Here is a 23,310-nt window from a genome sequence, read left to right as displayed (position 1 = left end):
CGGCGGAACCGGGACCACCGTAGGACGTGGCTCGCGGAGGTGCCAGATCTTTTCCCGCGGTGGGCCGCGGGCTTCCTAGACTGCGGCCATGTTCCTCGAGAATCTCGGCATCGACGCCACCGATCCCGTCCGCCTCGGCCGCTTCTGGGAGGAGGCGCTGGGGACCACGACGGTCACCGTGGAGGACGGCGTCCTCGAGACCCGCCTGCTGATCGACGGGGAGTCCTCCCTCGATCTCTGCTTCGTGCGAGTGCCGACGCCGAACGACTCCCCGCAGCGGCTGCACCTGGACCTGCGCGGAGGGGAGCAGCAGCAGGAGGTCGCCGACCGGCTGCGGTCGCTGGGCGCCGTCGACCTCGACATCGGCCAGGGTGAGGTGCCGTGGATCGTGCTCGGCGATGTCGAGGGCAACGCCTTCTGCGTGATGGAGCGACGCCCGGCGTACACCGGCACCGGACCCATCGCCGCCCTGCCGCTGGACTCCTCCGATCCGTCCCGCGACGCCGACTTCTGGGCGTGGCTCAGCGGCTGGAACCCGGCGCCCGGTGTCGCGCCCCGCACCCTCCGCCATCCCTCCGGGCGCGGACCCCTGCTCGAGCTGTGCGAGGAGCCCGCTCCCAAGCGGCCCGGTGCCAAGAACCCGATCCATCTCGACATCCGGCTCGAGGACGGGGACGACGCCCGGGCGATCGTCTCGGAGATCGTCGCCCGCGGCGGCCGGGAGCTGCATCACGATTGGGGCGAGCTCCCGTGGCGCGTGCTCCAGGATCCCTCGGGGAACGAGTTCTGCCTGCTGCCGGCAGCGGCGCCCTGATCGCTCTCCGACTCTCTGAATCGTGAGAGCGCTCTCACGTGGTCTATGGTGTCCCGCGGTCCAGACGGCGCGACGAAGGAGTACCCGTGATCACCAGACGTTCCCTGCTCGGCGCCGCCGGGCTGACGGGGGCGACCCTGCTCGCCGGCTGCTCCGGCGACCCGGAGATCGATCCGGCGCTGGGGCCGATGGCCACGCGCGAGGAGAGCGGCTCCGTCACGTTCCAGATCTGGGACAAGGCACAGGAGCCGGCGATGCAGCAGATCATCGCCGCCTTCGGCGAGCACTACCCGAACATCAGCGTGTCGATGTCCACCACGGCCTTCGGCAGCTACTTCGAGCGGCTGCGCATCCAGGCCACCGGCGATGACCTGCCGGACGTGTTCTGGATCAACGGCCCGAACTTCGAGCTCTACGCCAGCTACGGGATGCTGCAGGACCTCAGCGAGCTCGAGGGCTTCGATCCCGCGAACTACCCGCCGAACCTCACCGAGCTGTACTCCTCCCAGGGCACCCCGTACGCGATCCCCAAGGACTTCGACACCATCGGCCTCTGGTACAACCGGGAGCTGCTCCACCGTGCCGGGGTGGACGAGCCCACCGGCAGCTGGAGCTGGGGCGAGTACCGCGACGCCTCCGAGGCCGTCACCCGGGCGCTCGGCAGCGAACAGATCTGGGGCAATCCCGGCGGCACCGCGAATCAGGCCTACCTCTACCCGCTCATCATGCAGGCGGGCAGCTTCGTCATCTCCGAGGACAGGACGACCTCCGGCTACGACACCGAGGGGGCCATCGAGGCCTTCGAGTTCCTCGACGGGATGATCCGCGACGGCATCGCGCCCGATGTCCGCTACACCGCGGAGAACCTTCCCAACGAGCTGTTCAGCAATGGGCGCGCCGCCCTGTACACCTCGGGGAACTGGTCGGCAGCGCTGCTGCAGGACTCCCCGGTGCGCGACCAGCTGGGGGTCGCCCCGCTGATCCACGGGCGGGAGGAGGCGAACGTCATCCACGGGATCGGCTGCGCGATGTACGCCCGCAGCCGCAACAAGCCGGCCGCCTCCGCCTTCCTCGCCTTCCTCGGGTCCGAGGAGGCCCACCGCATCCAGGCCGCGGCGGGCGCCGCGAACCCCGCCTTCCTCGGCACCAACGACGCCTACGTGGACGCGATCCCGGAGTTCTCCCTGGACCTCTTCGTCGAGGCGGCGGAGACGGCCAGGACCTACCCGGCCTCGCAGAACACCACCGCCTGGCTGCAGCTCGAGGAGCTGCTGTTCCCCAAGATCCTGGGCGGCGACGGGAAGCTCGTGGAGAGCGCCCGCGAGCTCGCCGACCGCATGAACGGAGTGCTCGCCGATGAGTCATGACACCGCCACCGCGGTGCGCCGACGCCCCCGCAGCCGCGACGGGCTCTGGCCCCTGCTGTTCCTCGCACCGCTGATGATCGGCGTGGTCGTCTTCTACTTCTGGCCGATCCTCGCCACCGTGCTGAACACCTTCGCGACCTTCGACCCCTTCGGCGGGCGCAGCTTCGCCGGACTGGACAACTACCGCACGCTGCTGAGCGACGCGTTCGTCCCGCGGGCCGTGCTGAACACCGCGGTCTATACCGCGATCGTGCTGCTGGGCATCCCGATCGCCGTCGGCATCGCCTCGCTGCTGACCCAGAAGGGCCTGCGGTTCTCCCGCTTCTACCAGGTCCTCTTCTTCCTCCCGGCGGTCTCGATGCCGGTCGCCGTGGCCCTGGTGTGGCGGATGATCTTCAACCAGGAGTTCGGTGTCGTCAACTGGGCGCTGGCGCTGGTGGGCATCGAGGGCCCGTACTGGATCAGCGCCCCGTGGTGGTCGCTGCTGGCGGTCTCCATCGTCGGGCTGTGGTCGAGCCTGCCGCTGGCGGTGATCATCCTGTCCGCCGGGCTGCAGGGCATCCCGCCGGAGCTGTACGAAGCGGCCCAGCTCGACGGTGCCGGGACGGTGCGGCAGTTCCGCTCCGTGACGGTGCCGCTGCTGACGCCGAGCATCTTCTTCCTGTCCATCATCACCGCGATCAACGGCTTCCAGCTGTTCGATCTGCTGTTCGCGATGATGGGGCAGGCCAACCCCGCGATGGCGGACACCCAGTCGCTGGTCTACCTCTTCTACTCCGAGGCGTTCCGGCAGAACGACCAGGGCTACGCCTCCGTGATCGCCCTGCTGATCCTGCTGATCATCGCCGTGCTCACACTGCTGCAGTTCCGGATGCAGAGGAGGTGGGTCCACTATGAGTGAGCAGCGCACCCGCCCCCGCTACGGCACCCATCTGGTCCTGCTGCTCGGCGGGCTCGTGATGATCTTCCCCTTCGCCTGGCAGCTGGTCATGTCGCTGTCCACTCAGGCGGAGGTCACCTCGGTGCCGCCCACCTGGCTGCCCGCGGAGCCGCAGTGGCAGAACTACCCCGCCGTGTTCGAGGCGATCCCGTTCTGGGACCAGTTCGTGAACTCGGCCGCGGTGACCGTGGCTCGCGTCGTCGGCCAGCTGCTGCTGTGCGCGATGGCCGGATACGCCTTCGCCCGGATGGAGTTCCGCGGCAAGAACGTGCTCTTCGGCCTGGTGCTGTCGATCCTCATGGTGCCGTACCAGATCTACCTCATCCCGCAGTACCAGATCATCCAGGAGCTGGGCTGGCTGAACACGATCGCCGGCATCGCCGCGCCCGGTATCTTCAGCGCCTTCGGCACCTTCCTCATGCGCCAGCACTTCCTGGGCATGCCCCGGTCGCTCGAGGAGGCGGCGCGTCTCGACGGCGCGAACCCGTGGCAGACGTTCTGGCGGATCATGTTCCCGCTGTCCGGCCCCGCGCTCAGCGCGGTCGCCATCCTCACGGCCCTCGCCTCGTGGAACGACCTCATGTGGCCGCTGATCGTGGCGACCTACGATGACCGCACCACCCTCGCGGTGGGGCTGTCGACCATGCAGGGGCAGTTCACCACCGACTACCCGGTGATGATGGCCGCGAGCTTCCTGGCGATGCTGCCGCTGATGATCCTGTTCATCGTCCTGCAGCGCCGCGTGGTCGAGGGCCTGGCGCACTCGGGGCTGAAGTGAGGGGCTGAAGAGCGCGTCCTCAGGCCTGCACCGCGAGCTCGCCCGCCACCACCGTGGCGGCGACCGCGGTCTCGCGCAGGCGCTGCGCGGCCTCGCGGGCGGCGGACTCCACGAGCAGGCCGCGGGCATCGCGCGGGACGTCCGCGAAGGGATTCTCCTCCAGCAGCACCACATCGCCCCGCCCGCCCGTGCGCAGGGCCGTGACGCCGTCGGTGGAGGCGGCGAGCGCCTCGCGCGGCTGCAGCTGCTGCTCGGGATGCCAGGCGGGACGGGCGTCGGCGCTGCGGTGCACGGCCGCGGCCATCGCGAGCCAGGGGTCCAGCGGAGCCACCGGGGCGTCCGATCCCAGCGCGAGCTCCACCCCGGCGTCGAGCAGGTCCCGCAGCCGGAACGCCTGGCGGCCGTGCTCCGGCCAGAGCGCCTCGGTGGCGTCGCGGTCGTCGAGCAGGTGCGCCGGCTGGACCGAGGCGATCACCCCGAGCTCCGCCATCCGGGCCACGTCCTCATCGGTGAGCATCTGCGCGTGCTCGAGGCGCGCGGCGATCCCGACCTGCTCGATCGCGGAGAGGGCGACCTGCGCGGCGGCGTCGCCGATCGCGTGGACGGCGGCGGTGAGCCCCTGGGTCCGTGCGCGGGAGAGAGCGGCCACCAGCTCCTCGGGACCGTAGGTCAGCACCCCGCGGCCGGCGTAGCCGTGCCCGTCGCTGTAGGCCTCGCGGGTGTACGCCGAATGGGAGCCCAGCGCCCCGTCGACGATGACCTTCAGCGGCCCCATCGTCACCATCCCCGCGGCGTCCAGCGCCGTGCCCGTCGGCCCCGGGGCGTGCGCGAGCTGGGCGGGATAGACGGCGGTGCGGATCCGCATCCGCACCGCGCGCTCGCGCCAGACCTCCCACGGCCGCCCCCACTCCATGTCGACGAGGCCGACGACACCCCGCTGCAGCGCCTGACGCTGCATCATCGCGGCCCCGGTCGCATGCGCCTCGGCCACCCCGGGCAGCTCGGCCAGACGCGGGACCTGCGCGAACCACTCCTCCTCGGCGAGGATCCCGTCGCGGGGCGGCAGGCCCAGGCGCTGCAGCGCCGCGGAGTTCAGCCAGGCGTGGTGGGCGTCGCCGCCGATCAGCACCGTCGGCACGGACCCGGTCGCCTCGTCGAGCGCCGGGACCGTCGGCGCCACCGCGAGGTCCACCAGTCGGTGGCCGAAGCCGATCAGCGCCAGGGATCCCTCGGTCGGCGTCTCGCGTCGGGCGGCGAGCTCGGCGCGCACCAGCTCGAGGATGACGCCCACGCCGTCCGCGCCGGAGGTGTCCAGCCGGGCATGGGCCTGGGCGAGCTGACCGGTGTGGACGTGCTGGTCCCAGAGCCCGGGGATCGCCACCGCCCCGCCGCCGGCGAGGACCTCCTCGCCCGGGAGGCGCGGCAGGTCCTCGCCGATCGCGGCGATCACCCCGTCGCGCAGACGGACGTCGAGCGGGCGGGAGGGCAGCGCCCCGGAGGCGGCGTCCAGCGGCCGCACCTGTCTGATCAGCACCGATCCAGCGTAGCCCGGGGCCGGCCGTGACGGCTGTCATGGACGGACGATGACCGCCGGGGCTGGGACGGCGGGCCGCGGCGCGGAAGGCTCGAGGTCATGAACACCGAGACCGTGCTCGTGACCGCCTCCTCCGATCCCGCTCCGCGCGATGCGGCCATCAGCCTGCGCGGTGTCACCCGGCGCTACGGCGCCGTGCTCGCCCTGGACGGACTGGACCTCGAGATCGGCGCCGGGGAGATCGTGGCCCTGCTGGGACCCAACGGGGCCGGCAAGTCCACCGCCATGGAGATGATGGTGGGCCTGGCCGAGCCCGACGCCGGCGCGGTGCGGATCCTGGGCGCCGCGCCGCACGTCGCCACCCGCACCGGGCTGATCGGGACCATGCTCCAGGCGGGGGCGCTGCTGCCGGACCAGACCGTGCGCTCCATGCTGCGGATGCTCCGCTCCCTGCAGGCCCATCCGATGCCGCTGGACGAGGTGGCGGAGCAGGCGGACATCGTCGATCTGATGGGACGCCGCATCGGCGCCCTCTCCGGCGGCCAGGCCCAGCGCGTGCGCTTCGCGATCGCGCTGCTCGGCGACCCGCAGGTGCTGCTGCTGGACGAGCCGACGGTCGGCATGGACGTCGGCGCCCGCCGCGCGTTCTGGGACCAGATGCGCCGGGTGGCCGCCACCGGGCGCACCGTCGTCTTCGCGACCCACCATCTCGACGAGGCGGAGCGGGAGGCCGCGCGCGTGGTGGTGATGGATCGCGGGCGCGTGGTCGCCGACGGCACCGGCACCGAGATCAGCTCGGTCGTCGCCGGCCGCGTGCTCACCCTGCGCGGGGCCGCTCCCGCCCAGGTCGCCGCCCTGCCCGGGGTGGAGACCGCGACGCCCGAGGACGGGGACCCCGAGCGCGTGCGCGCCGTCTGCTCCGACTCCGACGCCGCGCTCGCCGCCCTGTTCACGGGGCCGCTGGCCGGCGAGGTCCATGAGGTCCTGGTCACCGCGCCCGGCCTCGAGGAGGCCTTCCTCCGCATCACCGACCACACCGACACCGACGGAGCCGACCGATGAGCACCCTCGCCCATGCCCCCGCCCGCACCGCCGCCGCGCCGTCGGCCGCGACCCGCACCCTGCGCTATGCGGCGCACACCACGCGCATGACCGTCACCAACGTGATGTTCATGGTCTTCACCATCGCTCTGCCCGTGGGCATGTACCTGCTGTTCTCGATGATGTTCGGGGACCTCGGCGACGGGCAGGCGCGCGGGATGATCATGGTCAACATGGCCGCCTACGGGGGACTCGGCGCCGCCGTCAGCGCCGGCACCCAGATCCAGGAGGACCAGCGCAACGGCTTCCTGCGCCAGCTGATCGTGGCCGGCCTGTCGCCGCACTCCTTCCTGGTCGGCTCGGTGATGGCCGCGAGCGCCGTGATCGTGCCCGCGCTGCTGGCCGTGGGGCTGGTGGGCCTGGCCACCGGTGTCGAGGCCGTGCCGGCGGACTTCCTCGCCACCCTCGGCGTGCTGTGGCTGGGGCTGCTGCCCACGATCCTCATCGGGGTGGTGCTCGGCATGGTCCTCAAGGGCGGCGCCGCGATGGCCGGCGGCGTGGTGACGATGATGGCCATGGCGATCTTCGGAGGTCTCTGGATGCCGCTGGAGACCTTCCCGGAGTGGATGCAGGCCGTGGGCCATGCGCTGCCCACCTACTGGATCTCCGGCCTCGGGGGCTGGACGCTGTACGGGGGCGAGCTGCCCCTGCGCGGTCTGCTGGTCATCGGCATCTGGACGGTCGCGCTCGCCCTGGCGACCTCGGTGAGCATGTCCCGCGCCGTCGGCCTGACCCGGCGCTGACACAATGTCCGCCATGAGGAGCACCGGGACCGTCGCCGAGGAGGAGGCACCGCGGGACCTCACGCCGCGGGCGATCCACCGCGCGGCGCGGGAGTCCGGCGGCCTCGCCTTCGCCGTGCCGCCGGTGGTGTTCATCGCCCTGCCGATCACCTACGCGTGGATCGGGGAGTCGGGCCCCTGGGCGGCGCTGGTCACCGCGATCCTCCTCGTCTACGGCCTGATGTTCGTCTACTGCACGGGCATCGGGCTGTACCCGCTGCGCGTGCGTCTGGTCTGGTTCGCGATCTGCACCGGTCTGCTGCTGGCCCTGATCCCGCTGCTGGGCGTGAACATCCTGTACATGGTCATGTTCCAGGCCATGACGCATGTGCTGCTGCTGCCGTGGCGATGGGCGCTGCCCTCCATGATTGGCATGAGCCTGACCGTCTTCGTGCTCGCCCTCGTCGTCGGGGTCTACGTCGCGGCCGGTCTGGCGGGGATGGGCATGCTCATGTCCTGGGGCATCGGCTACGGCATCCGCCAGCAGATCCTGCAGGAGCAGCTGGAGGCCGCACAGGAGCGCAACGCCGTGCTCGCCGTCGCCGCGGAGCGCGAACGCATCGGTCGCGACCTCCACGACCTGGTGGGCCACTCCCTGACCTCGCTGACGATCTCCGCGCAGCTGGCGCGCCGGCTGCTGGACTCCGATCCCGAGGCCGCGCGGGCGCAGCTCGAGCACATCGAGGCCACGGTGCGTCAGGCGCTCGCCGACGTCCGCGCCACCGCCAGCGGCATGCAGCACGTGCGCGCCGCCACCGAGATCGCCTCGGCCCGCACCGTGCTCGCGACCGTCGGCATCCAGGCCGAGGTCCCCACCGCGCTGCCACCGCTGCCGGACGACCTCTCCGAGCTGTTCGGCTACGTGATCCGCGAAGGAGTCACCAACATCGTGCGCCACTCCCGCGCCACCCGCGCCACCATCGACGTCGACGAGCACTCCGTGACCGTCACCGACGACGGCATCGGCATCCCCGAGGGCACCGATCGCAGCGGCCTGCGCGGCCTCGAGGCGCGCCTCGCCGTCGCCGGATGCGCCCTCGAGGTCGCCTCCGGGGAGACCGGGACCCGCCTGCGGGCGACCACCTCGACCGCGGACGCCGCATGATCCGCCTCGTGGTCGCCGACGACCAGGCCATCCTCCGCTCCGGCCTGGTCGCGCTGCTGCGTCTGGAGGGGGACCTCGAGGTGGTGGGGGAGGCGGCCGACGCGGCCGGAACCCTCGCCGCCGTCGCCGAGCACCGGCCCGACGTGCTGCTGCTGGACGTCCAGATGCCCGCCGGTGCCCGCGCCGACGGCCGCCCCGGCCCGGACGACGGCATCGCCGTGGCCCAGGAGCTGGCAGCGGTCGACACGCCGCCGCGGATCATCGTGCTGACCACCTTCGGTCGTGCCGGCTACCTGCGCCGCACGATGGAGGCCGGCGCCGACGGGTTCATGGTCAAGGACACCCCGGTCGAGCGACTGGTGGACGCGATCCGTCGCGTCGATCAGGGGCTGCGGGTGGTGGACCCGGAGCTGGCCGCGCAGTCCCTCTCCGTCGGCCCCAGCCCGTTGACCGCGAAGGAGACGGAGGTGCTCCAGGCCACCGCCGCCGGGGGAGGCACCGCCGCGATCGCGGGGCGGCTGTTCCTCACCGAGGGCACCGTGCGCAACCACATCTCCTCCGCGATCCGGAAGCTCGGGGTCGCCAATCGGGCCGAGGCCGTGAGGACCGCCTCGGACAACGGCTGGATCTGAGCATCGCGGGGACCAGCCGCGTACCCTGCCGTGGTGGAGACGATCGAAGCACTGCTGACCATGTTGATCCAGATCAGCGTCCCGGTCTTCGCGATCGCCTCGATGCTCTCCATGGGGCTGCGCACCCCGCTGCACTCCTTCCGCAACCAGCTGCGCGACCGCCGCACGGTGTTCTCCGTGCTGGGCGCCAACTTCGTGGTGGTGCCCGCCGTGGGGACCCTGCTCATCTGGCTGCTGAACGGCCTGCTGCCCCACCAGACCGGTGAAGGCTTCATCATCGCGCTGTGCGCGGCCGGCGCCCCCTTCGTGCTGCAGCTGGGCGCGATGGCCCGCATCCCCTACGGCGAGACCGCCGGGCCGATGGCCGTGCTGCTGCTGGGCTCGATCCTGTTCATGCCGCTGGTGGTGCCCTTCCTGCTGCAGGACGTCTCGGTGCACGGGTGGGCGGTGGCCCGCCTGCTGCTGGGCACCATGCTCGCCCCGATGATCGCGGGGATCGTCATCGCCGCCGTGTTCCCCATCCATGCCGATCATCTGGCGCGCACCGCCGGCAGCGTCGCGGCCGTCTCCGCGGTGCTCATGTTCCTCTCCGGCTTCGGCTCCAACTCGATGCTGGTGATGGAGCTGCTGCTCTCCCCGGTGATGCTGGTGGCCGCGGGGCTGGTGGCGATGGCCTTCGTGGCCGGGCGGATCTCCGGCGACCTCGCAGGCCCCACCCTCACCGTGCCCGACGGTCCCGCCATCCTCACCAGCCAGCGCAATATCGCCGCGGCGCTGCTGGTGGCCCGCACCGGTGCCGAGGAGGGGACCACCGCGGACAGCTCGATCGTGGTCTCGATCCTGCTGCTGAGCGCCGTCGGCTTCGTGATGCTGGTGCCCTACGCGCTGGCGACCGGGGTGGTGCGCCGCCGGCGCGACGGCGAGAGGATCTCCCTCGGCGTGCTGCTGGGCGTGGTGGGGCCCACGCGGGACTAGGATCCGGACGTCCGACCCCGGGCCTAGGCTGGTCCGGTGTCCTCCCTGCTGCGCATCCTCCGCTTCACCCGCACACTCTCCCCTCTCTACACCGCGGTCATCCTCTGCTCGGTGCTGACCTCGGCCGCCGCGCTCGCGGTGCCCTTCCTCATCGGCCACGCCACGGACACCGTCGCCGGTGCCGTCGGCGGTCAGACCGCGACCGGGACCGCCGTGCGCACCGTGGTGCTGATCGCCGCGGCGGTGCTGCTGGCGGAGCTGGCGAACACGGTGATCTCGAACGTCGGCGGCTGGTTCGGCGACGTCATGAGCAACCGGATGCGCACGATCCTCTCGGTGCGCTACTACGACAAGCTGCTGCACCTTCCCCAGCGCTGGTTCGACGGTGAGATCACCGGCACCATCGTGGCGCGGCTGAACCGGTCGATCGCGGAGATCACCGCCTTCGCCAAGACCATGTCCAACGCCTTCGCCTCGATGCTCATCACCACGGTCGCGGTGCTCGCCATCAGCGCCTGGTACGCCTGGCCGCTGACCGTGCTGCTGCTCATCGTGTTCCCGGTGTACGTGTGGCTGACCTCCCTGACGTCCGTGAAGTGGCAGAAGCTCGAGGCGGAGAAGAACGTGCAGGTGGACATCGCCTCGGGGCGGTTCGCGGAGGTCGTGGGCCAGATCCGGGTGGTGAAGTCCTTCGTCCGCGAGCGCGGGGAGCTCGAGGACTTCTCCCGCCGCTTCAGCTCCACCGACGCCACCACCCGCGAGCAGTCCTCGCACTGGCATCGCATGGACGTGCTGCGGCGCTCCTTCCTCAACCTGGTCTTCTTCGGCATCTACGTGATCATCTTCGTGCGCACCGTCCAGGGCGCCTTCTCCCTCGGCGAGATGGTGCTGCTGGTGCAGCTGATGAGCATGGCCAAGGCCCCGGTGGAGTCGATGAGCTGGGTGATCGACTCCGCGCAGCGCGCCATCGCCGGATCGCGCGACTACTTCCGGGTGATGGAGACGCCGGTGGATCCCCGCACCGCCGCGGTGATGGCCGCGCGGCCGGCGGGCAGCGAGCTCGCCGCCCCGGCCGTCGAGCCCGTCCCCGGGGCGCCCGTGCTCGCCTTCCGCGGCGTCGACTTCGCCTACGAGGAGGGCGAGGACGTGCTGCACGAGATCGACTTCCGGGTGCACCCCGGTGAGAAGATCGCCCTGGTGGGGGAGTCCGGCGGGGGCAAGTCGACGATCGTGAACCTGCTGCTGGGGCTTTACGAGCCGCGCCGCGGCAGCATCGAGGTGGTGGGTCGGCCCAGCGCGGAGCTGCCTCTGGACCAGCTGCGCGCGCGGATCGGCGTGGTCTTCCAGGACGCCTCGCTGTTCTCCGGCACGATCCGCGAGAACATCGCCTACGGCCGCCCCGGTGCGAGCGACGAGGAGGTGCACGACGCCGCCCGCCGCGCGAACGCGGATGCCTTCATCCGGCGCTTCCCCGACGGGTACGAGCAGGTGATCGGCGAGCGGGGGCTCAAGCTCTCGGGCGGGCAGCGCCAGCGCATCGCCGTGGCCCGGGCGATGCTCAAGGACGCCCCGGTGCTGGTGCTCGACGAGGCCACCTCGGCGCTCGACACCAAGGCGGAGATCCAGGTCCAGAAGGGCCTGGACGAGCTGATGGACGGCCGGACCTCGCTGATCATCGCCCACCGCCTCTCCACCATCGCGGAGGTGGACCGGATCATCACCCTGCGCGACGGGCACATCGACGAGATCGGCGCCCCCTCCGAGCTCGCGGAGACGGGCGGGATCTACGCCCAGCTGCTCGCCCTGCAGAGCGCCGGGGACTCGCGCCGTCTGGCGCGGTACGACATCACGGGGTGACGGGCGGGCTGCTGGCCTTCCCGGCTACGGCCGTGCTGGTGGTCGCGGTCCGTCCCTGAGCAGCCGCGGGACCAGGCGCACCAGCACGACCATGCCCACCAGCTCCACGAGGGTCTGGGTGACCACGACGGCGGGAGCGAGGGGGACCGGCAGGGCGAGGGCCAGCGGCAGCACCACGAGGGAGTTGCGCGTCGCCCCGGAGAAGGTCACGGCGCGGGCCGACGCGGTCCCGAGACGGGCCAGACGGCTGATGAGGACCCCGGCAGCGGTCGCGAGCACGAGGAAGGCGACATAGACGGGCACCAGGGCGAGCAGCGCCGATCCGGCGCCGAGCGCCCTCGGTGCCTGCGAGGCGACCACCGCGAGCAGGGTCAGGACCATCAGCGGCACCATCGCGGGCGAGAGGTCGAGAGCGGGCACGATGTGCTGGAGCAGCGCCGCGGCGAACAGCGGCAGCAGGATCAGCAGCACCAGGGCGCGCAGGAACGGGGCGGGGGAGAGGAGGCCCGTCGCCGCACCGCCGCCCAGCAGAGGCACCAGCACCGGCAGGGCGAGCATCTGCAGGAGCATCAGCAGGGGAGTTGCCGCCAGCAGCTGCTCCCGCGCCCCGCCCGCGAGGGCCGTGAAGGCGACCACGTAGTCCACACAGGGGGCCAGCAGCACCAGCAGAGCGGGCACCAGCAGCTCCGGGGAGCCGGTGAGGGCCGCGTGATGGCCAGGACGATCAGAGGCACGGCCACGAAGTTCGTCACCACCAGGGCGAGCAGGAAGCGACGGCCCGGCAGGGCCGCGCCCGGCCCACGCAGCGGAATCCCGTGGAAGGTGACCAGCAGCAGCGCCGCGATCGTCGGCTCCACCGCGAGCTCGAGGCTCCGGCCCGCCCCCGGCAGTGCGGCCCCCAGGGCGAGACCGGCGGGGATCGCCGCCACGTACAGGGCGACCTGATGTCGCTCGAGCTCGTCCGCCCATCGCCGCCGCATGGGCGTGACGGTAGTCGGCACGATCCCAGCCGACGTTCGGCCCGGGCCGATAGCATGGCGGCCATCACACGCTCGGGGGCGACGAAGGAGCTCATCATGGGATTCATCCAGGCATTCAAGGGCGCTGTCGGCGGCATGCTCGCCGATCAGTGGAAGGACTTCCTCACCATCCCGAACGGGCTGCCGCAGACGGCCGCCCTGTTCCCGGCCGTCCCGCGGGGCACGAACGCCGGCCGCGGCTCGAACACGAGCGGCTCGCAGAACGTCATCACCAACGGCTCCAAGATCATCGTCCCGCAGGGGTACGGCCTGGTCACCGTGGTGGACGGCCGGGCGACCGGACTCATCACCGAGGCGGGCGGCTACGAGTTCAACGACAGCTCGCCGGACGCGCAGTCGGTCTTCGCCGGGGACAGCCTGCTCGCCTCCACCGTGGGCATGTCCTGGGAGCGCTTCAAGTTCGGGGGCCGCCCCTCCTCGCAGCAGCTCGCCTTCTACGTGAGCCTCAAGGAGATCCCCGACAATCGCTTCGGCACCCAGTCGGAGATCTACTGGGACGACGCCTACCTCAACGCGCAGGTCGGTGCGATCACCCGCGGCTCCTACACGATGCGGATCATCGACCCGCTGCTGTTCGTGCACAACTTCGTGCCCGCCACCTTCATCAGCGCGAACGCCCCGGTGTTCGACTTCGCGGACATGGACAACCAGGCCGGCTCCCAGCTGTTCCAGGAGGTCGTCGGCTCGCTCGCCGCGGCCTTCTCCCGCTACACGAACGATCCGGACAAGGGCAATCGCATCTCCCGCATCCAGGGGGACTCGGTGGGCTTCGCCCAGTCGCTCTCCGCCGCGGTGGAGGAGAACTACCGCTGGTCCACCGACCGCGGCCTCGCGATCGTCAAGGTCGCCCTCGCCTCGATCGAGTACGACCAGCACACCCGTGAGCTGCTCACCGAGGTCCAGAAGGCCGACGCCCTCTCCGGCGCCCGCTCGCAGTCCTACCTCAACCAGTCCGTCGCCCGCGGCGTGCAGTCCGCCGGCGAGACCGGCGGCGGTGCGGGCCTGGCCATGTTCGGCGCCGGCGCGGGAGCGGCCGGCGGCCTGGTCCAGCCCACCCAGCCGTGGGCGCCCCCGGGGCAGGGCGCGCCGGCACAGCAGGCGCCGCAGCAGGGAGCACCGCAGCAGGCCGCACCCGCACCCGAGGACCCGGTCGCCAAGCTCGCGCAGTACAAGGAGATGCTCGACCAGGGACTGATCTCCGAGGCGGACTACGAGGCGGCGAAGAAGGCCGCCCTCGGTCTCTGAGCCCCGCGCCCGCCGCACCGAGAACACAGCGCCGATGAGCGAACCCCCGCAGCGCCCGCCCTGGGCCCGTCCGGACCAGCCCGCCCGCCCCCCGCAGGGGCAGGGCGGGCCGGTGCCGCCCGCTCCGAGCGGGCCCGTGCCCCCGCCGCCGCCCGGCGACGGCCGTTTCCCGGCCGGCGCCTCCGGCGGCGCCACGGGCGCCGGTCAGCAGATGCCGCACTGGCCGGGCCAGCAGCCCCCGTCGGCCCCCGCCGGCGGGCAGCCCCTGCTGGGCGACGAGGCGATGGCCGGAGCGGCCGACGCCGCGCGCCGCGGCTTCGCGGACCGGATCATCGACACCAGCTCGGGTCGGGACGACGGGCTGAACAAGTGCCCGCGCTGCGGCAGCACCGACATCCACTACTCGCTGACCGCGAAGGCGCTGTTCTGCGGGTACTGCCGCAACACCTGGAACGAGGAGAACGCGGAGCAGGCCTTCGGCCTGGACTCCTCGATCGCCGAGCTGCGGGGCCACACCATGGCCTCCGGCACCTCGGACGTCCGCGAGGACCTCACCGTGGTGACCCTGAAGTGCCAGGGCTGCGGCGCCGAGGTGGTCATCAACGTCGAGCAGCAGACCCACGCCCGCTGCCACTGGTGCCGCCAGACGCTCTCGATCAACTCCCAGATCCCCAACGGTGCCGTGCCCGACGCGGTGCTGCCCTTCCAGCTCACCCGCGAGGAGGCCGTCCAGCGCATCGACGCCTTCGCCGGCAAGCGCAAGGGATTCGCGCACGGGCGCTTCAAGCGGGAGTTCGTCCCCGACAACGTCATGGGCGTCTACATCCCGTACATGGTGGTCGACGGCAACATGCACGCCGTGCTGCGCGGCACCGGGGAGGTCACCACCCGGCAGTACACGGTGCGCGTCGGCTCCGGCGACAACGCGCGCAACGAGCCCCGGTACGACGCCGACGTCTACAGCGTCCAGCGCGCCTTCGACCTGCTCGTGGACGATCTCACGGTCGAGTCCGCGGCGCGGTACTCCGCGCAGGACAACTCCGCGGCGACCAACAACATCCTCCATGCCGTCCAGCCGTACGACGTCGAGAACGCCGTCGCCTACAACTCCCACTACCTCAAGGGCTTCACCTCCGAGCGCCGCGACCTCAACGTGCGCGACGTCGACGACCAGGTCGAGGACAAGTTCTTGGCGATCGCCCGTGCGAAGGCCGGCCCCACCGTGTCCCGGTACGACCGCGGCGTGCGCTGGACCGAGGAGGGCGTGGCCGTGCACGGCACCCGCTGGGTGACCGTGTACGTGCCGGTGTGGCTGTACAGCTACGCGGACTCCGCGAGCGGTGGGGGACTGGTGCACTACATCGCCGTCAACGCCCGCAACGGCAACACCATGGGCTCGGTGCCCGTCTCGCACCCGAAGATCTTCGCCGTGGCCTGCGCCGCGGGGACCGTCGCCGCGGCGGTCGCCGCGGTGGTCGGCTTCGGCTGGTTCCTGATGGGATGAGCCCGATGCCCCCCGCTCGCCACCGCACCGTCCGAGGAGGACCCGATGCTCCCTCTGCTCGCTGAGCTGGCCGCCGATCCGGCCACCACGATGCTGCTGGCCGACTCCGGCGACGGCGTCATCGGCGTCACCTTCCCCTTCCTCGCGGGACCGGCCGTGTTCGCCGCCGTGTACGGCGGGATCTACCGCTACTACCGCAACACGGACAAGCGCCACCTCTTCGAGAAGGAGACCGACGTCGCCGTCGGCAACCTCCAGCAGCAGGACCGCAAGGTCGGCACCAACAACCGTCAGCGCAGCCGCAGCATGTCCGGCCGCAACGACACCGACCATCTCGAGAGGGTCCGCCGGATCTCCCCGGGGTGAGCGAGCCCCGCAGGGCTCAGAGCTCCTGCGCGGCCATCCACTCCCACAGGCTCCGGCCCGCGTGCGAGGGATCGTTGCGCGCGGCGTAGATCCAGGAGAAGTGGCCGGGGTACTGCACGCCCTCCCAGGTCACCGTGTCGTACAGGCTCATGATCGAGCCGGGGATCAGCTCATGGGCATGCACGGTGTTGGCGACGGGGTCGACGGTGGTGTCGTCCGCGGAGGTGATCAGCCAGGTGGGGGTGGCGATGGCGCGCAGCTGCTCGTCGGTCACGAGGGGCCCCGCGGAGTCGTAGTAGCTCCCCACCACGCCGCAGATGGGGGTGGCGGAGGCGAAGGCGCCGGGATGCTCGACGATCATCTTCAGGCTCATGTACCCGCCGTTGCTGCAGCCGGTGACGTGGATCCGTGAGCGGTCCACGCGATGCGAGGCGGCGACCTCCTCGATGATCTCGCTGACGAGCGGGACGAAGGCGTCCCCGTCCAGCATCCAGGCCGAGGGGCACTGCGGGACCACCACGAGGGCGCCGCCGAGGAGGTCCTGCGCCTCCTGGGTGCCGAAGCCGAGGGCTCCGCGATTGGCGCGCAGCGGGGTCTCGGTGACGTAGCGGTCCGTGCCGTCCTCGCCGAGGCCGCCCTCGCCCCCGCCGTGCAGCCACACCACCACCGCGTGCCCGTCGGCCCCGCCGCCGGAGGGGTGCGGGGTCAGCAGGTGGTAGGCCATGCCGGAGGCGGAGACGTGGGCGGTGAAGGCGTCGACTTCCTCGTCCACGAGCTCTCCCTGGGCGAAGGACTCGATCCGTGCGCCGCCGCGGCCGTGCCGCGGCAGGTCCTGCTCCTGGGTGAGGGTGTACTCGAGGTCGAGCTGCACGTTGCGACCGAGGTCCCCGAGATAGGAGAGGGTGGCCGCCGACTCGACGCCGTCGCCGTGCTCGAGCTCGAGGGTGATCGTTCCGCGGTGGTCGATGCGCGCGGCGGTCACGGTGCGGTCCGCGTCATAGGCGATGTCCCCGGTCAGAGGGTTCGTCGCGCGGGCATGGACGATGAAGGCGTCCGTCGGCAGCTCGCCGCGGCGGAGCCCGCCCAGCCGCGAGCCGTCCAGCTGCACCGCGGTGACCTGCTGGCCGCCGTCGAGGACCGTCGCGCGCAGTGTGAAGGGCACCGCGCGATCGCGGCGCTCGGCGAGGGCGGCCGGCGCGGTGCCGGCGGATGCGAGGGCGGCCGTGCCGGCGGCCAGGAGGGTGCGGCGGGGCAGGGGGTGGCTCATCAGGGGACTCCTTCGTCAGCACGGGCCCGGGGGTGGCCCGCGTCACCTGGGGTGAACCTAGGGGGAGACGCGCGGGCCGTCAACACGGCCCGCGGGCTCTCACCCCTCGGCGGACTCGGCGCCCGGCAGCAGGATCGTCGAGAAGTCGTCCTCGCCGTGGCCTGCGGTGATCTCCGCCTCGAGCGAGGCCAGCGCTCCGCGCAGCGCCGGGAGATCGCTCCCGGGCCGGGCGGTGCCCGCGCCGTCCACGGTGTCGAGCATGAGGCGGGCGTCCTTCGCGATCGCGCTCGCGGTGAAGTCGCCGCCGGCCGTGCTGCGCTCGCCCCGGACGAAGGTCCCCTTCATCCCGGCGATGAACGCGAGCCCCGTGGAGTCGAGCATCCGCAGGGTCTGCTCGGCGTCGATCCCTCCGGCCGCGCCGAGGGCGAGCGCCTCCCGCAGCCCCTGGGCGCTCACCGCGAGGGCCAGGTTCGCCAGCAGCTTGCCGACGGCGGCCGTGCGCGGCGAGTCGACGCCGTGCAGCCGTGCCGGATCGGCCCACGGCGCGACCAGCTCCAGGACCTGTGCGCGCAGGGCATCGTCCGCGGTGCCGACGTACACCCCGAGCCGGCCCGCGCGGGCGGGGCCGAGGGTGCCGATCACCGGGACGCCCACGTAGGTGGGCACCGCGCGGGCGAACTCCTCGGCGTCGGCGGGGGAGACGGTGGTCGTGTCCACCCAGGGGATCGAGGCGGGGATCAGCGCGGGGTCCAGCACGGTCTCGCGCACCGCATCGGGGCCGAACAGCGAGGTGACCACCAGCTCGGCGCCGGCCACGGCTCCCGCCGGCGTGTCGGCGACCGCGGCGCCCGCGGCGGTCAGCCTCTCCGTGCGCGCGGCGGTGCGGTTCCAGACGGTGAGCTCGTGGCTCTCGAGCAGGTGGAGGGCGAGCTCGGTGCCCATGCGGCCGGTCCCCAGGAACGCGATTCTCATCCCGCCAGTGTGACATCGCCGGGCGCCCGCGGGTACACGCTTGCCCACGGCATGGTGCGGCCGGGGTCCCGGGGTGCACAATGGAGGCCATGTCACCTCAGCTCTCCCGCCGCCGTGCCCTCGTCGCCGCCGCTGCCGCAGGTCTGGGGCTTCCCGCCGCCGCCGAGGCGGCCGCCCCGGCACGGCGCAACGGCCGGTTCGAGAACCTCCGTGTCGCCACCTACAACGTGTCGATGAACCGGAGCGAGGAGGGGCAGCTGCTGAAGGACCTCGCCACGGGCGAGGACGCGCAGATCCGGGCCGTCGCCGAGGTGATCCAGCTCAACAACCCGGACATCCTGCTGCTCAACGAGTTCGACCACGACGAGGCCGGACGCGGCATCGAGCTCTTCCAGAGCAACTACCTCCAGGTCGCGCAGAACGGGAAGTCCCCGGTCCACTACGCGTACTCGTACACCGCCCCGGTCAACACCGGCGTGCCCAGCGGCCTGGACCTCGACGGCAGCGGGAGCGTGGGGGGCCCCGAGGACGCCTGGGGGTTCGGCGAGTTCCCCGGTCAGTACGGGATGGTCGTCCTCTCCCGGTACCCGATCCTCACCGAGCAGGTGCGCACCTTCCAGAATCTGCGCTGGGCGGACATGCCCAGCAATCTCCTGCCCACCGAGTTCTACGGCGAGCAGATCGCCGCGCAGCTGCGACTGAGCTCGAAGTCGCACTGGGACGTGCCGGTGCAGATCGGCGGGTCCGTCCTGCACGTGCTCGCCGCCCACCCCACCCCGCCCAGCTTCGACGGCCCGGAGAAGCGCAACCAGCGTCGCAACAGCGACGAGATCCGCCTCTGGGCGGACTACCTCAGCACCGGATCGCGCTCCCGCTGGATCGTCGACGACGCGGGCACCCGGGGCGGCCTGGATCCCTCCGAGCCCTTCGTGGTCCTCGGCGACTACAACGCCGATCCGGCCGACGGCGACTCCTGGCCGAGCGCCATCGCCCAGCTGCTCGAGCACCCCCGGGTGCGGGACACCGCGCCCCGCAGCGAGGGCGGCGCCGAGGCGGCACGGCTCCAGGCCGGCGCGAACACGGGCCACCGCACCGACCCCCGGCTGGACACGGCCGACTTCACGGACGATCCCGGGCCGGGCAATCTGCGGGTCGACTACGTGCTGCCTGCCACGACGCTCCAGGTGGCCTCCTCCGCGGTCTACTGGCCCGTCCAGGGCGAGCCGGGCAGCGAGCTCACCGGCAGCCACCCGTTCCCCACCTCGGACCATCGCCTCGTCCGGGTGGACCTGCAGATGAGGGCCTGAGCCGTAGTCTGTCCGTCATGACGACGCCTCAGACCCCCGACGCCCTGCCGCCGATCCTCGAGGTCGCGCAGCTGCACGAGCTCCTCGAGCGCGGCGGGCGCCCCCTGCACCTGCTGGATGTGCGCTGGTCCCTGGACGGCTCCCGGGGCCGCGGCACCTACCTCGAGGGGCACCTGCCGGGCGCGGTCTACGTGGATCTCGAGACCGAGCTGGCCGCCCCCGCTCGGCCCGAGGCGGGCCGCCACCCGCTCCCGGAGCCCGAGGACTTCGCGGCCGCCCTGCGGCGCGCGGGGGTCACCGAGGGATCGCGCGTGGTCGCCTACGACGACACCGACGGGGCGCCCGCCGGGCGCTTGGTGTGGATGCTGCGCGCGCTCGGCCACGACGCCGCGCTGCTCAGCGGCGGCCTGGCCGCCTGGGAGGGCGAGCTGTCCGCCCTCGACGTCGCCCCTCCGGCCGGCGACGTCGGCCCCCGCCCGTGGCCGGCGAGCCAGGTCGCGACGGCCGACGAGGTCGCCGCCGGCGCCGCGCTGGTCCTCGACGCGCGCGCCCCGGAGCGCTATCGCGGGGAGGTCGAGCCCATCGATCCCCGCGCCGGGCACGTGCCGGGCGCGGTGAACGTGCCCTTCGCCGGCAATCTCGGTGCCGACGGCCGCTTCCTGGACGCCCGGGAGCTCCGGAGCCGCTTCGAGGCCGCGGGGGCGGGCGAGGAGCGCGAGACGATCGTGTACTGCGGCTCCGGGGTCACCGCGACGCACGACCTGCTCGCGCTGCAGCACGCGGGCTTCGAGCGGGTGCGGCTGTTCCCGGGCTCCTGGTCGCAGTGGAGCGCGGATCCCGCACGGCCCGTGGCCACCGGGATCAGACCTGCGGGTTGATCGCCCGGATCGCCTCGATGATCGCGGCGTGGCGATGCTCCTGCGCCGTGCGCTCGGCCTCGGGCACGTCCTGGCCCAGCACGGCGGCCCAGATCGGCACCATCTCCTCGTGGTAGGAGTGGCCGTGCCCGCCGGTGGCCGCGATCGAGAGCGGCATGTCCGCGGCGATCTGCCAGAAGGAGATCCAGGGGAACCAGCGGATCGCCGGCGTGACGTCATGACCCACGCGCTCCTGCAGCCAGGTCGGCTCCTTCCACAGCAGGGGCAGGTCGAACCAGACCACCGGATCCGAGGGGTGCTGGGCGTAGACCACGCGCGGGTGCTGCCACGACTCGTACCGGCCGCCCCAGTAGTCGCGACCGAGATCCCGGGGCCGGGTCACCACCCGGATATGGCGACCGTCGTCGATGATCGGGGCGACCGCGGGGGAGCCGGGACGGCTGCGGGCGGAGATCTGGTGCCACAGCGGTGTGAAGCTCGGGGTGCCGGTCCACACCGCGCCGTCGACCCGCTCCAGCATGTCCGTGACGTCGCGGAAGGCGGACTGGCCGCCGAAGGAGCCCAGCGACTCCCCGGCGACGTAGAGCCGTGGCCGACGATCGACGGGCAGGGAGTCCCGGCGCCGCTGCACCGCCTCGAGCAGGAGCTGCCCGGCGCGCTGGGGCGAGCGGCGGTCGATGAGATAGGTCAGCGGGCTCGGGTAGAAGGAGTACTGCAGGGACGCCGTCGCGCAGTTCCCGCCCGTGAGGAACTCGATCGCGGACAGCGACCACTCCTGCAGCCAGCCGGTCCCGGTCCCCGTGAACAGCACCAGCACCTCGCGGTCCCAGGCGCCGGTGCGGTCGAGCTCCGCGATCACGCCCCGGACGGTCTGCTCGAGCGAGCGGTCGGTGGTCTTGGCGGCGTAGACCCGGATCGGCTCGAGCGCCTCGGTGCCGAGGGTCCGCGCGATGAGCTCCCGCCCGGCCCCGGCGGAGACGATCTTGCGGCCGGGGGCGCCGAGGGACTGCCAGGTCTCCTGGGACTCGGGACTGCCCGAGCGCAGCGGGGAGCTCGGCCGGGGGACGTCGGGGGAGATGAGGCGGTTGGCCGCCTCTGCCCGCTCGAGCATCCGCTCCAGCATCCGGCCGCGGATCAGCCGGTCCACCAGCACGCTCACGGTGGCGGCCGTGAGCAGCAGCGACACCGCGCCGACCACGCGCGGGGGCAGGTAGGGCCGCAGGATCGCACGGTACAAGTGCGCCGTGGCGATGGTGGCGCGCACCGCCATCAGGGCCCCGACGGAGACTCCGAAGCCGCTGACGCTGCCGACGACGTGGGTCGCGAGGTTCTTCGGCTCCTGCTGGACCAGATGGCTGATCTCGCGCTGGCGCAGCACACCGCGCACCCAGGAGTACGCGGTGATGCCCACCAGGGCGCTCGCGCCCACCAGCCGGGCGCGGCGGCGGCGCTCGGGGGCGATCTCGACCTGCACGCCGATCTCCGCCGCGACCCGCCGCACCACGCGGTGGGCCAGCGTGCCCATGGCGTAGCCGTAGATCTCGGAGAAGCCGATGTTGGTCGCCCACATCCACCAGGTGCGCGGCAGGAGGCTCGGCGAGGTGGAGATCCAGGCCGTGACGGACGCTCCCAGGAAACCGCCGGTGTTCAGCGGGGCGGCGATCGCGGTGCGGCGGGCGCGACGGCCGGTGCGGCGGCTGACGGCCTGCACGGCACGGACGGCGCTGCCGAGGTACGAGGAGAGGCCTGCTGCGGTCCGTGCGGCACCGAATCCCATACCGGCAGGGTATCGGACGGCGCGGACGGTCCCCAGCGCGCGCCGCCCGACCGCGCCCGTACCCTGTGCCCATGAAGATCCTGCTTCCCGACACCGTCCAGCTCGCCCCTGTCCTGCCCGCGGGATGGGAGGCCGTCACCGTCGACGCCCGCGCCGAGATCCCCGCCGAGCACCACGACGCCGCCGTCCTGGTGGTCTGGGGCGCCTCCCGGCGCCACCTCGCCTCCGCCGCCGAGGACCTGACCCATCTGCAGCTCGTGCAGTCCCTCTCCGCCGGCGTCGAGGGGATCCTCGCCGCCGGGTTCGGGGAGGAGGTCGTGATCGCCACCGGCTCCGGGCTGCACTCCCTGACCGTCAGCGAGCACACCCTGGCCCTGCTGCTCAGCCTGCTGCGCCGCCTGCCCGAGGCCCGGGAGGCGCAGCAGCGCCACGAGTGGTCCTCCGAGCTCGGCGGGCTGCAACCCCTGCATCCCGCGGGCCGTCTGACCACGCTGATCGGGGCGAAGGTCCTGATCTGGGGTTTCGGCCAGATCGGGCAGACCCTCGCCCCGACGCTCCGCGGGCTCGGCGCGGAGGTGCGCGGCGTGGCGCGCAGCGCCGGGGAGCGCGCCGGGTTCGAGGTGATCGCCGAGTCCGCGGTGCGCGAGGCGCTGCCGGGAACGGACGTGCTGATCGACATCCTGCCCGCGACGGAGCGGACGGCGGGCGTGGTCGGACGCGAGGTGCTCGCCCTGCTGCCGGATCACGCGCTGCTGATCAACGTGGGCCGCGGGGCGACGGTGGATCAGGTCGCGCTGCGCGAGGCGCTGGCGGAGGGCACCCTGGGAGGTGCCGGGCTCGACGTCACCGACCCCGAGCCGCTGCCCGCCGAGGACCCGCTGTGGGACGCCCCGAACCTGCTGCTGACCCCGCACGGCGCCGGCGGCCGCCCGGTCGGGGCCGATGAGCGGATCGCCGCGAACCTGCGCGCCCTGACGGAGGGCGGGGAGATCCTCCACCCGGCCTCCCGCTGATCCGGGGGCGGCGGGCCCGCACAGCACGAGGCCCGGTGGCTGCTGCCACCGGGCCT

The 23,310-nt window shown here is 72.4% G+C and carries 21 protein-coding genes; 16 read left to right on the top strand and 5 right to left on the bottom strand.

What is annotated here, in order from left to right; all coding sequences use genetic code 11:
- Nucleotides 1-88: 88 nt before the first annotated feature.
- The 4 genes from CXH06_RS17565 to CXH06_RS17550 all read left to right on the top strand — a co-directional run bounded on the left by CXH06_RS17565 (nucleotide 89) and on the right by CXH06_RS17550 (nucleotide 3,899).
- Entirely contained in the window at nucleotides 89-814 is a 726-nt protein-coding gene (locus CXH06_RS17565; RefSeq protein WP_114856496.1) for a VOC family protein, read from the top strand.
- A gap of 86 nt (nucleotides 815-900) precedes the next feature.
- The gene (locus CXH06_RS17560) at nucleotides 901-2,181 is read left to right on the top strand and encodes a sugar ABC transporter substrate-binding protein (protein WP_114856495.1); all 1,281 of its coding nucleotides are present in this window, start codon (nucleotides 901-903) and stop codon (nucleotides 2,179-2,181) included.
- Nucleotides 2,171-3,082 (top strand): carbohydrate ABC transporter permease, encoded by a 912-nt coding sequence (locus tag CXH06_RS17555; protein ID WP_114856494.1) that lies wholly within the window; start codon nucleotides 2,171-2,173, stop codon nucleotides 3,080-3,082. Before CXH06_RS17560 ends, CXH06_RS17555 begins: the two co-directional genes overlap by 11 nt.
- Entirely contained in the window at nucleotides 3,075-3,899 is an 825-nt protein-coding gene (locus CXH06_RS17550) for a carbohydrate ABC transporter permease (protein ID WP_114856493.1), read from the top strand. Before CXH06_RS17555 ends, CXH06_RS17550 begins: the two co-directional genes overlap by 8 nt.
- A gap of 19 nt (nucleotides 3,900-3,918) precedes the next feature.
- Here CXH06_RS17550 and CXH06_RS17545 read toward each other — a convergent pair whose 3' ends face one another.
- A complete protein-coding gene (locus CXH06_RS17545; RefSeq protein WP_114856492.1) occupies nucleotides 3,919-5,433 on the bottom strand; it encodes an amidohydrolase in 1,515 nt (504 codons plus the stop codon).
- 99 nt (nucleotides 5,434-5,532) lie between these two features.
- Here CXH06_RS17545 and CXH06_RS17540 point away from each other — a divergent pair, with 99 nt between their 5' ends.
- The 6 genes from CXH06_RS17540 to CXH06_RS17515 are packed head-to-tail and all read left to right on the top strand — an operon-like array spanning nucleotide 5,533 to nucleotide 11,885.
- Nucleotides 5,533-6,495, top strand: coding sequence for an ABC transporter ATP-binding protein (locus tag CXH06_RS17540; RefSeq protein ID WP_114856491.1), 963 nt, complete (start codon nucleotides 5,533-5,535; stop codon nucleotides 6,493-6,495).
- Nucleotides 6,492-7,277, top strand: a complete 786-nt coding sequence (locus CXH06_RS17535) for an ABC transporter permease (RefSeq protein WP_114856490.1) — start codon at nucleotides 6,492-6,494, stop codon at nucleotides 7,275-7,277. Before CXH06_RS17540 ends, CXH06_RS17535 begins: the two co-directional genes overlap by 4 nt.
- A gap of 13 nt (nucleotides 7,278-7,290) precedes the next feature.
- Nucleotides 7,291-8,421 (top strand): sensor histidine kinase, encoded by a 1,131-nt coding sequence (locus CXH06_RS17530; RefSeq protein ID WP_232820415.1) that lies wholly within the window; start codon nucleotides 7,291-7,293, stop codon nucleotides 8,419-8,421.
- Nucleotides 8,418-9,053, top strand: coding sequence for a response regulator transcription factor (locus tag CXH06_RS17525; protein WP_114856488.1), 636 nt, complete (start codon nucleotides 8,418-8,420; stop codon nucleotides 9,051-9,053). Before CXH06_RS17530 ends, CXH06_RS17525 begins: the two co-directional genes overlap by 4 nt.
- 33 nt (nucleotides 9,054-9,086) lie before the next feature.
- On the top strand, nucleotides 9,087-10,028 hold the full coding sequence (locus tag CXH06_RS17520; protein ID WP_114856506.1) for a Na+-dependent transporter: 942 nt from the start codon (nucleotides 9,087-9,089) through the stop codon (nucleotides 10,026-10,028).
- 36 nt (nucleotides 10,029-10,064) lie between these two features.
- Complete coding sequence (locus CXH06_RS17515) at nucleotides 10,065-11,885, top strand: ABC transporter ATP-binding protein (RefSeq protein ID WP_114856487.1); 1,821 nt, start codon at nucleotides 10,065-10,067, stop codon at nucleotides 11,883-11,885.
- A gap of 24 nt (nucleotides 11,886-11,909) precedes the next feature.
- On the opposite strand, the gene CXH06_RS17510 is transcribed toward CXH06_RS17515, so the two are convergent.
- Complete coding sequence (locus CXH06_RS17510) at nucleotides 11,910-12,563, bottom strand: arsenic resistance protein (protein WP_369833000.1); 654 nt, start codon at nucleotides 12,561-12,563, stop codon at nucleotides 11,910-11,912.
- Nucleotides 12,564-12,961: 398 nt separating this feature from the next.
- Between CXH06_RS17510 and CXH06_RS17505 the strand changes: the two genes are divergently transcribed.
- From CXH06_RS17505 to CXH06_RS17495, 3 genes are read left to right on the top strand one after another with little or no spacing between them, the layout of a single operon-like run.
- Complete coding sequence (locus CXH06_RS17505) at nucleotides 12,962-14,170, top strand: SPFH domain-containing protein (RefSeq protein WP_114856505.1); 1,209 nt, start codon at nucleotides 12,962-12,964, stop codon at nucleotides 14,168-14,170.
- 34 nt (nucleotides 14,171-14,204) lie between these two features.
- The gene (locus tag CXH06_RS17500; RefSeq protein ID WP_232820414.1) at nucleotides 14,205-15,674 is read left to right on the top strand and encodes a TFIIB-type zinc ribbon-containing protein; all 1,470 of its coding nucleotides are present in this window, start codon (nucleotides 14,205-14,207) and stop codon (nucleotides 15,672-15,674) included.
- Between the two features lie 45 nt (nucleotides 15,675-15,719).
- Nucleotides 15,720-16,040 carry a hypothetical protein gene (locus tag CXH06_RS17495; RefSeq protein WP_114856486.1) on the top strand — a complete coding sequence of 107 codons (321 nt, stop codon included), beginning with the start codon at nucleotides 15,720-15,722 and terminating at the stop codon, nucleotides 16,038-16,040.
- A gap of 16 nt (nucleotides 16,041-16,056) precedes the next feature.
- Here CXH06_RS17495 and CXH06_RS17490 read toward each other — a convergent pair whose 3' ends face one another.
- Nucleotides 16,057-17,307, bottom strand: coding sequence for a prolyl oligopeptidase family serine peptidase (locus CXH06_RS17490; RefSeq protein WP_114856485.1), 1,251 nt, complete (start codon nucleotides 17,305-17,307; stop codon nucleotides 16,057-16,059).
- A gap of 99 nt (nucleotides 17,308-17,406) precedes the next feature.
- Nucleotides 17,407-18,279: an NAD(P)-dependent oxidoreductase gene (locus CXH06_RS17485; RefSeq protein WP_114856484.1), complete on the bottom strand. Its 873-nt coding sequence runs from the start codon at nucleotides 18,277-18,279 to the stop codon at nucleotides 17,407-17,409.
- 89 nt (nucleotides 18,280-18,368) lie between these two features.
- Here CXH06_RS17485 and CXH06_RS17480 point away from each other — a divergent pair, with 89 nt between their 5' ends.
- Complete coding sequence (locus CXH06_RS17480; protein WP_114856483.1) at nucleotides 18,369-19,586, top strand: endonuclease/exonuclease/phosphatase family protein; 1,218 nt, start codon at nucleotides 18,369-18,371, stop codon at nucleotides 19,584-19,586.
- A gap of 17 nt (nucleotides 19,587-19,603) precedes the next feature.
- A complete protein-coding gene (locus CXH06_RS17475; RefSeq protein WP_114856482.1) occupies nucleotides 19,604-20,464 on the top strand; it encodes a sulfurtransferase in 861 nt (286 codons plus the stop codon).
- Here the strand turns inward: CXH06_RS17475 and CXH06_RS17470 are convergent.
- On the bottom strand, nucleotides 20,448-22,241 hold the full coding sequence (locus CXH06_RS17470) for an alpha/beta-hydrolase family protein (protein ID WP_114856481.1): 1,794 nt from the start codon (nucleotides 22,239-22,241) through the stop codon (nucleotides 20,448-20,450). The two genes, CXH06_RS17475 and CXH06_RS17470, sit on opposite strands and share 17 nt — an antisense overlap.
- Before the next feature lie 71 nt (nucleotides 22,242-22,312).
- On the opposite strand from CXH06_RS17470, the gene CXH06_RS17465 reads away from it, so the two are divergent.
- Nucleotides 22,313-23,254, top strand: coding sequence for an NAD(P)-dependent oxidoreductase (locus CXH06_RS17465; RefSeq protein WP_114856480.1), 942 nt, complete (start codon nucleotides 22,313-22,315; stop codon nucleotides 23,252-23,254).
- Nucleotides 23,255-23,310 lie beyond the last annotated feature (56 nt).

The organism is Brachybacterium sp. YJGR34, assembly GCF_003347015.1.
In the GTDB taxonomy this organism is placed as follows: Bacteria; Actinomycetota; Actinomycetes; order Actinomycetales; family Dermabacteraceae; genus Brachybacterium.
This window is presented reverse-complemented; position numbering and strand designations above follow the sequence as displayed.

Bases quoted from the DNA above. Each gene is read 5' to 3' on its own strand.
- CXH06_RS17500 (WP_232820414.1), top strand. From the start codon at position 14,205: ATGAGCGAACCCCCGCAGCGCCCGCCCTGGGCCCGTCCGGACCAGCCC.
- CXH06_RS17490 (WP_114856485.1), bottom strand. From the start codon at position 17,307: ATGAGCCACCCCCTGCCCCGCCGCACCCTCCTGGCCGCCGGCACGGCC.
- CXH06_RS17505 (WP_114856505.1), top strand. From the start codon at position 12,962: ATGGGATTCATCCAGGCATTCAAGGGCGCTGTCGGCGGCATGCTCGCC.
- CXH06_RS17535 (WP_114856490.1), top strand. From the start codon at position 6,492: ATGAGCACCCTCGCCCATGCCCCCGCCCGCACCGCCGCCGCGCCGTCG.
- CXH06_RS17550 (WP_114856493.1), top strand. From the start codon at position 3,075: ATGAGTGAGCAGCGCACCCGCCCCCGCTACGGCACCCATCTGGTCCTG.
- CXH06_RS17555 (WP_114856494.1), top strand. From the start codon at position 2,171: ATGAGTCATGACACCGCCACCGCGGTGCGCCGACGCCCCCGCAGCCGC.
- CXH06_RS17495 (WP_114856486.1), top strand. From the start codon at position 15,720: ATGCTCCCTCTGCTCGCTGAGCTGGCCGCCGATCCGGCCACCACGATG.
- CXH06_RS17485 (WP_114856484.1), bottom strand. From the start codon at position 18,279: ATGAGAATCGCGTTCCTGGGGACCGGCCGCATGGGCACCGAGCTCGCC.
- CXH06_RS17525 (WP_114856488.1), top strand. From the start codon at position 8,418: ATGATCCGCCTCGTGGTCGCCGACGACCAGGCCATCCTCCGCTCCGGC.
- CXH06_RS17475 (WP_114856482.1), top strand. From the start codon at position 19,604: ATGACGACGCCTCAGACCCCCGACGCCCTGCCGCCGATCCTCGAGGTC.
- CXH06_RS17470 (WP_114856481.1), bottom strand. From the start codon at position 22,241: ATGGGATTCGGTGCCGCACGGACCGCAGCAGGCCTCTCCTCGTACCTC.
- CXH06_RS17465 (WP_114856480.1), top strand. From the start codon at position 22,313: ATGAAGATCCTGCTTCCCGACACCGTCCAGCTCGCCCCTGTCCTGCCC.
- CXH06_RS17565 (WP_114856496.1), top strand. From the start codon at position 89: ATGTTCCTCGAGAATCTCGGCATCGACGCCACCGATCCCGTCCGCCTC.
- CXH06_RS17480 (WP_114856483.1), top strand. From the start codon at position 18,369: ATGTCACCTCAGCTCTCCCGCCGCCGTGCCCTCGTCGCCGCCGCTGCC.
- CXH06_RS17540 (WP_114856491.1), top strand. From the start codon at position 5,533: ATGAACACCGAGACCGTGCTCGTGACCGCCTCCTCCGATCCCGCTCCG.
- CXH06_RS17530 (WP_232820415.1), top strand. From the start codon at position 7,291: ATGAGGAGCACCGGGACCGTCGCCGAGGAGGAGGCACCGCGGGACCTC.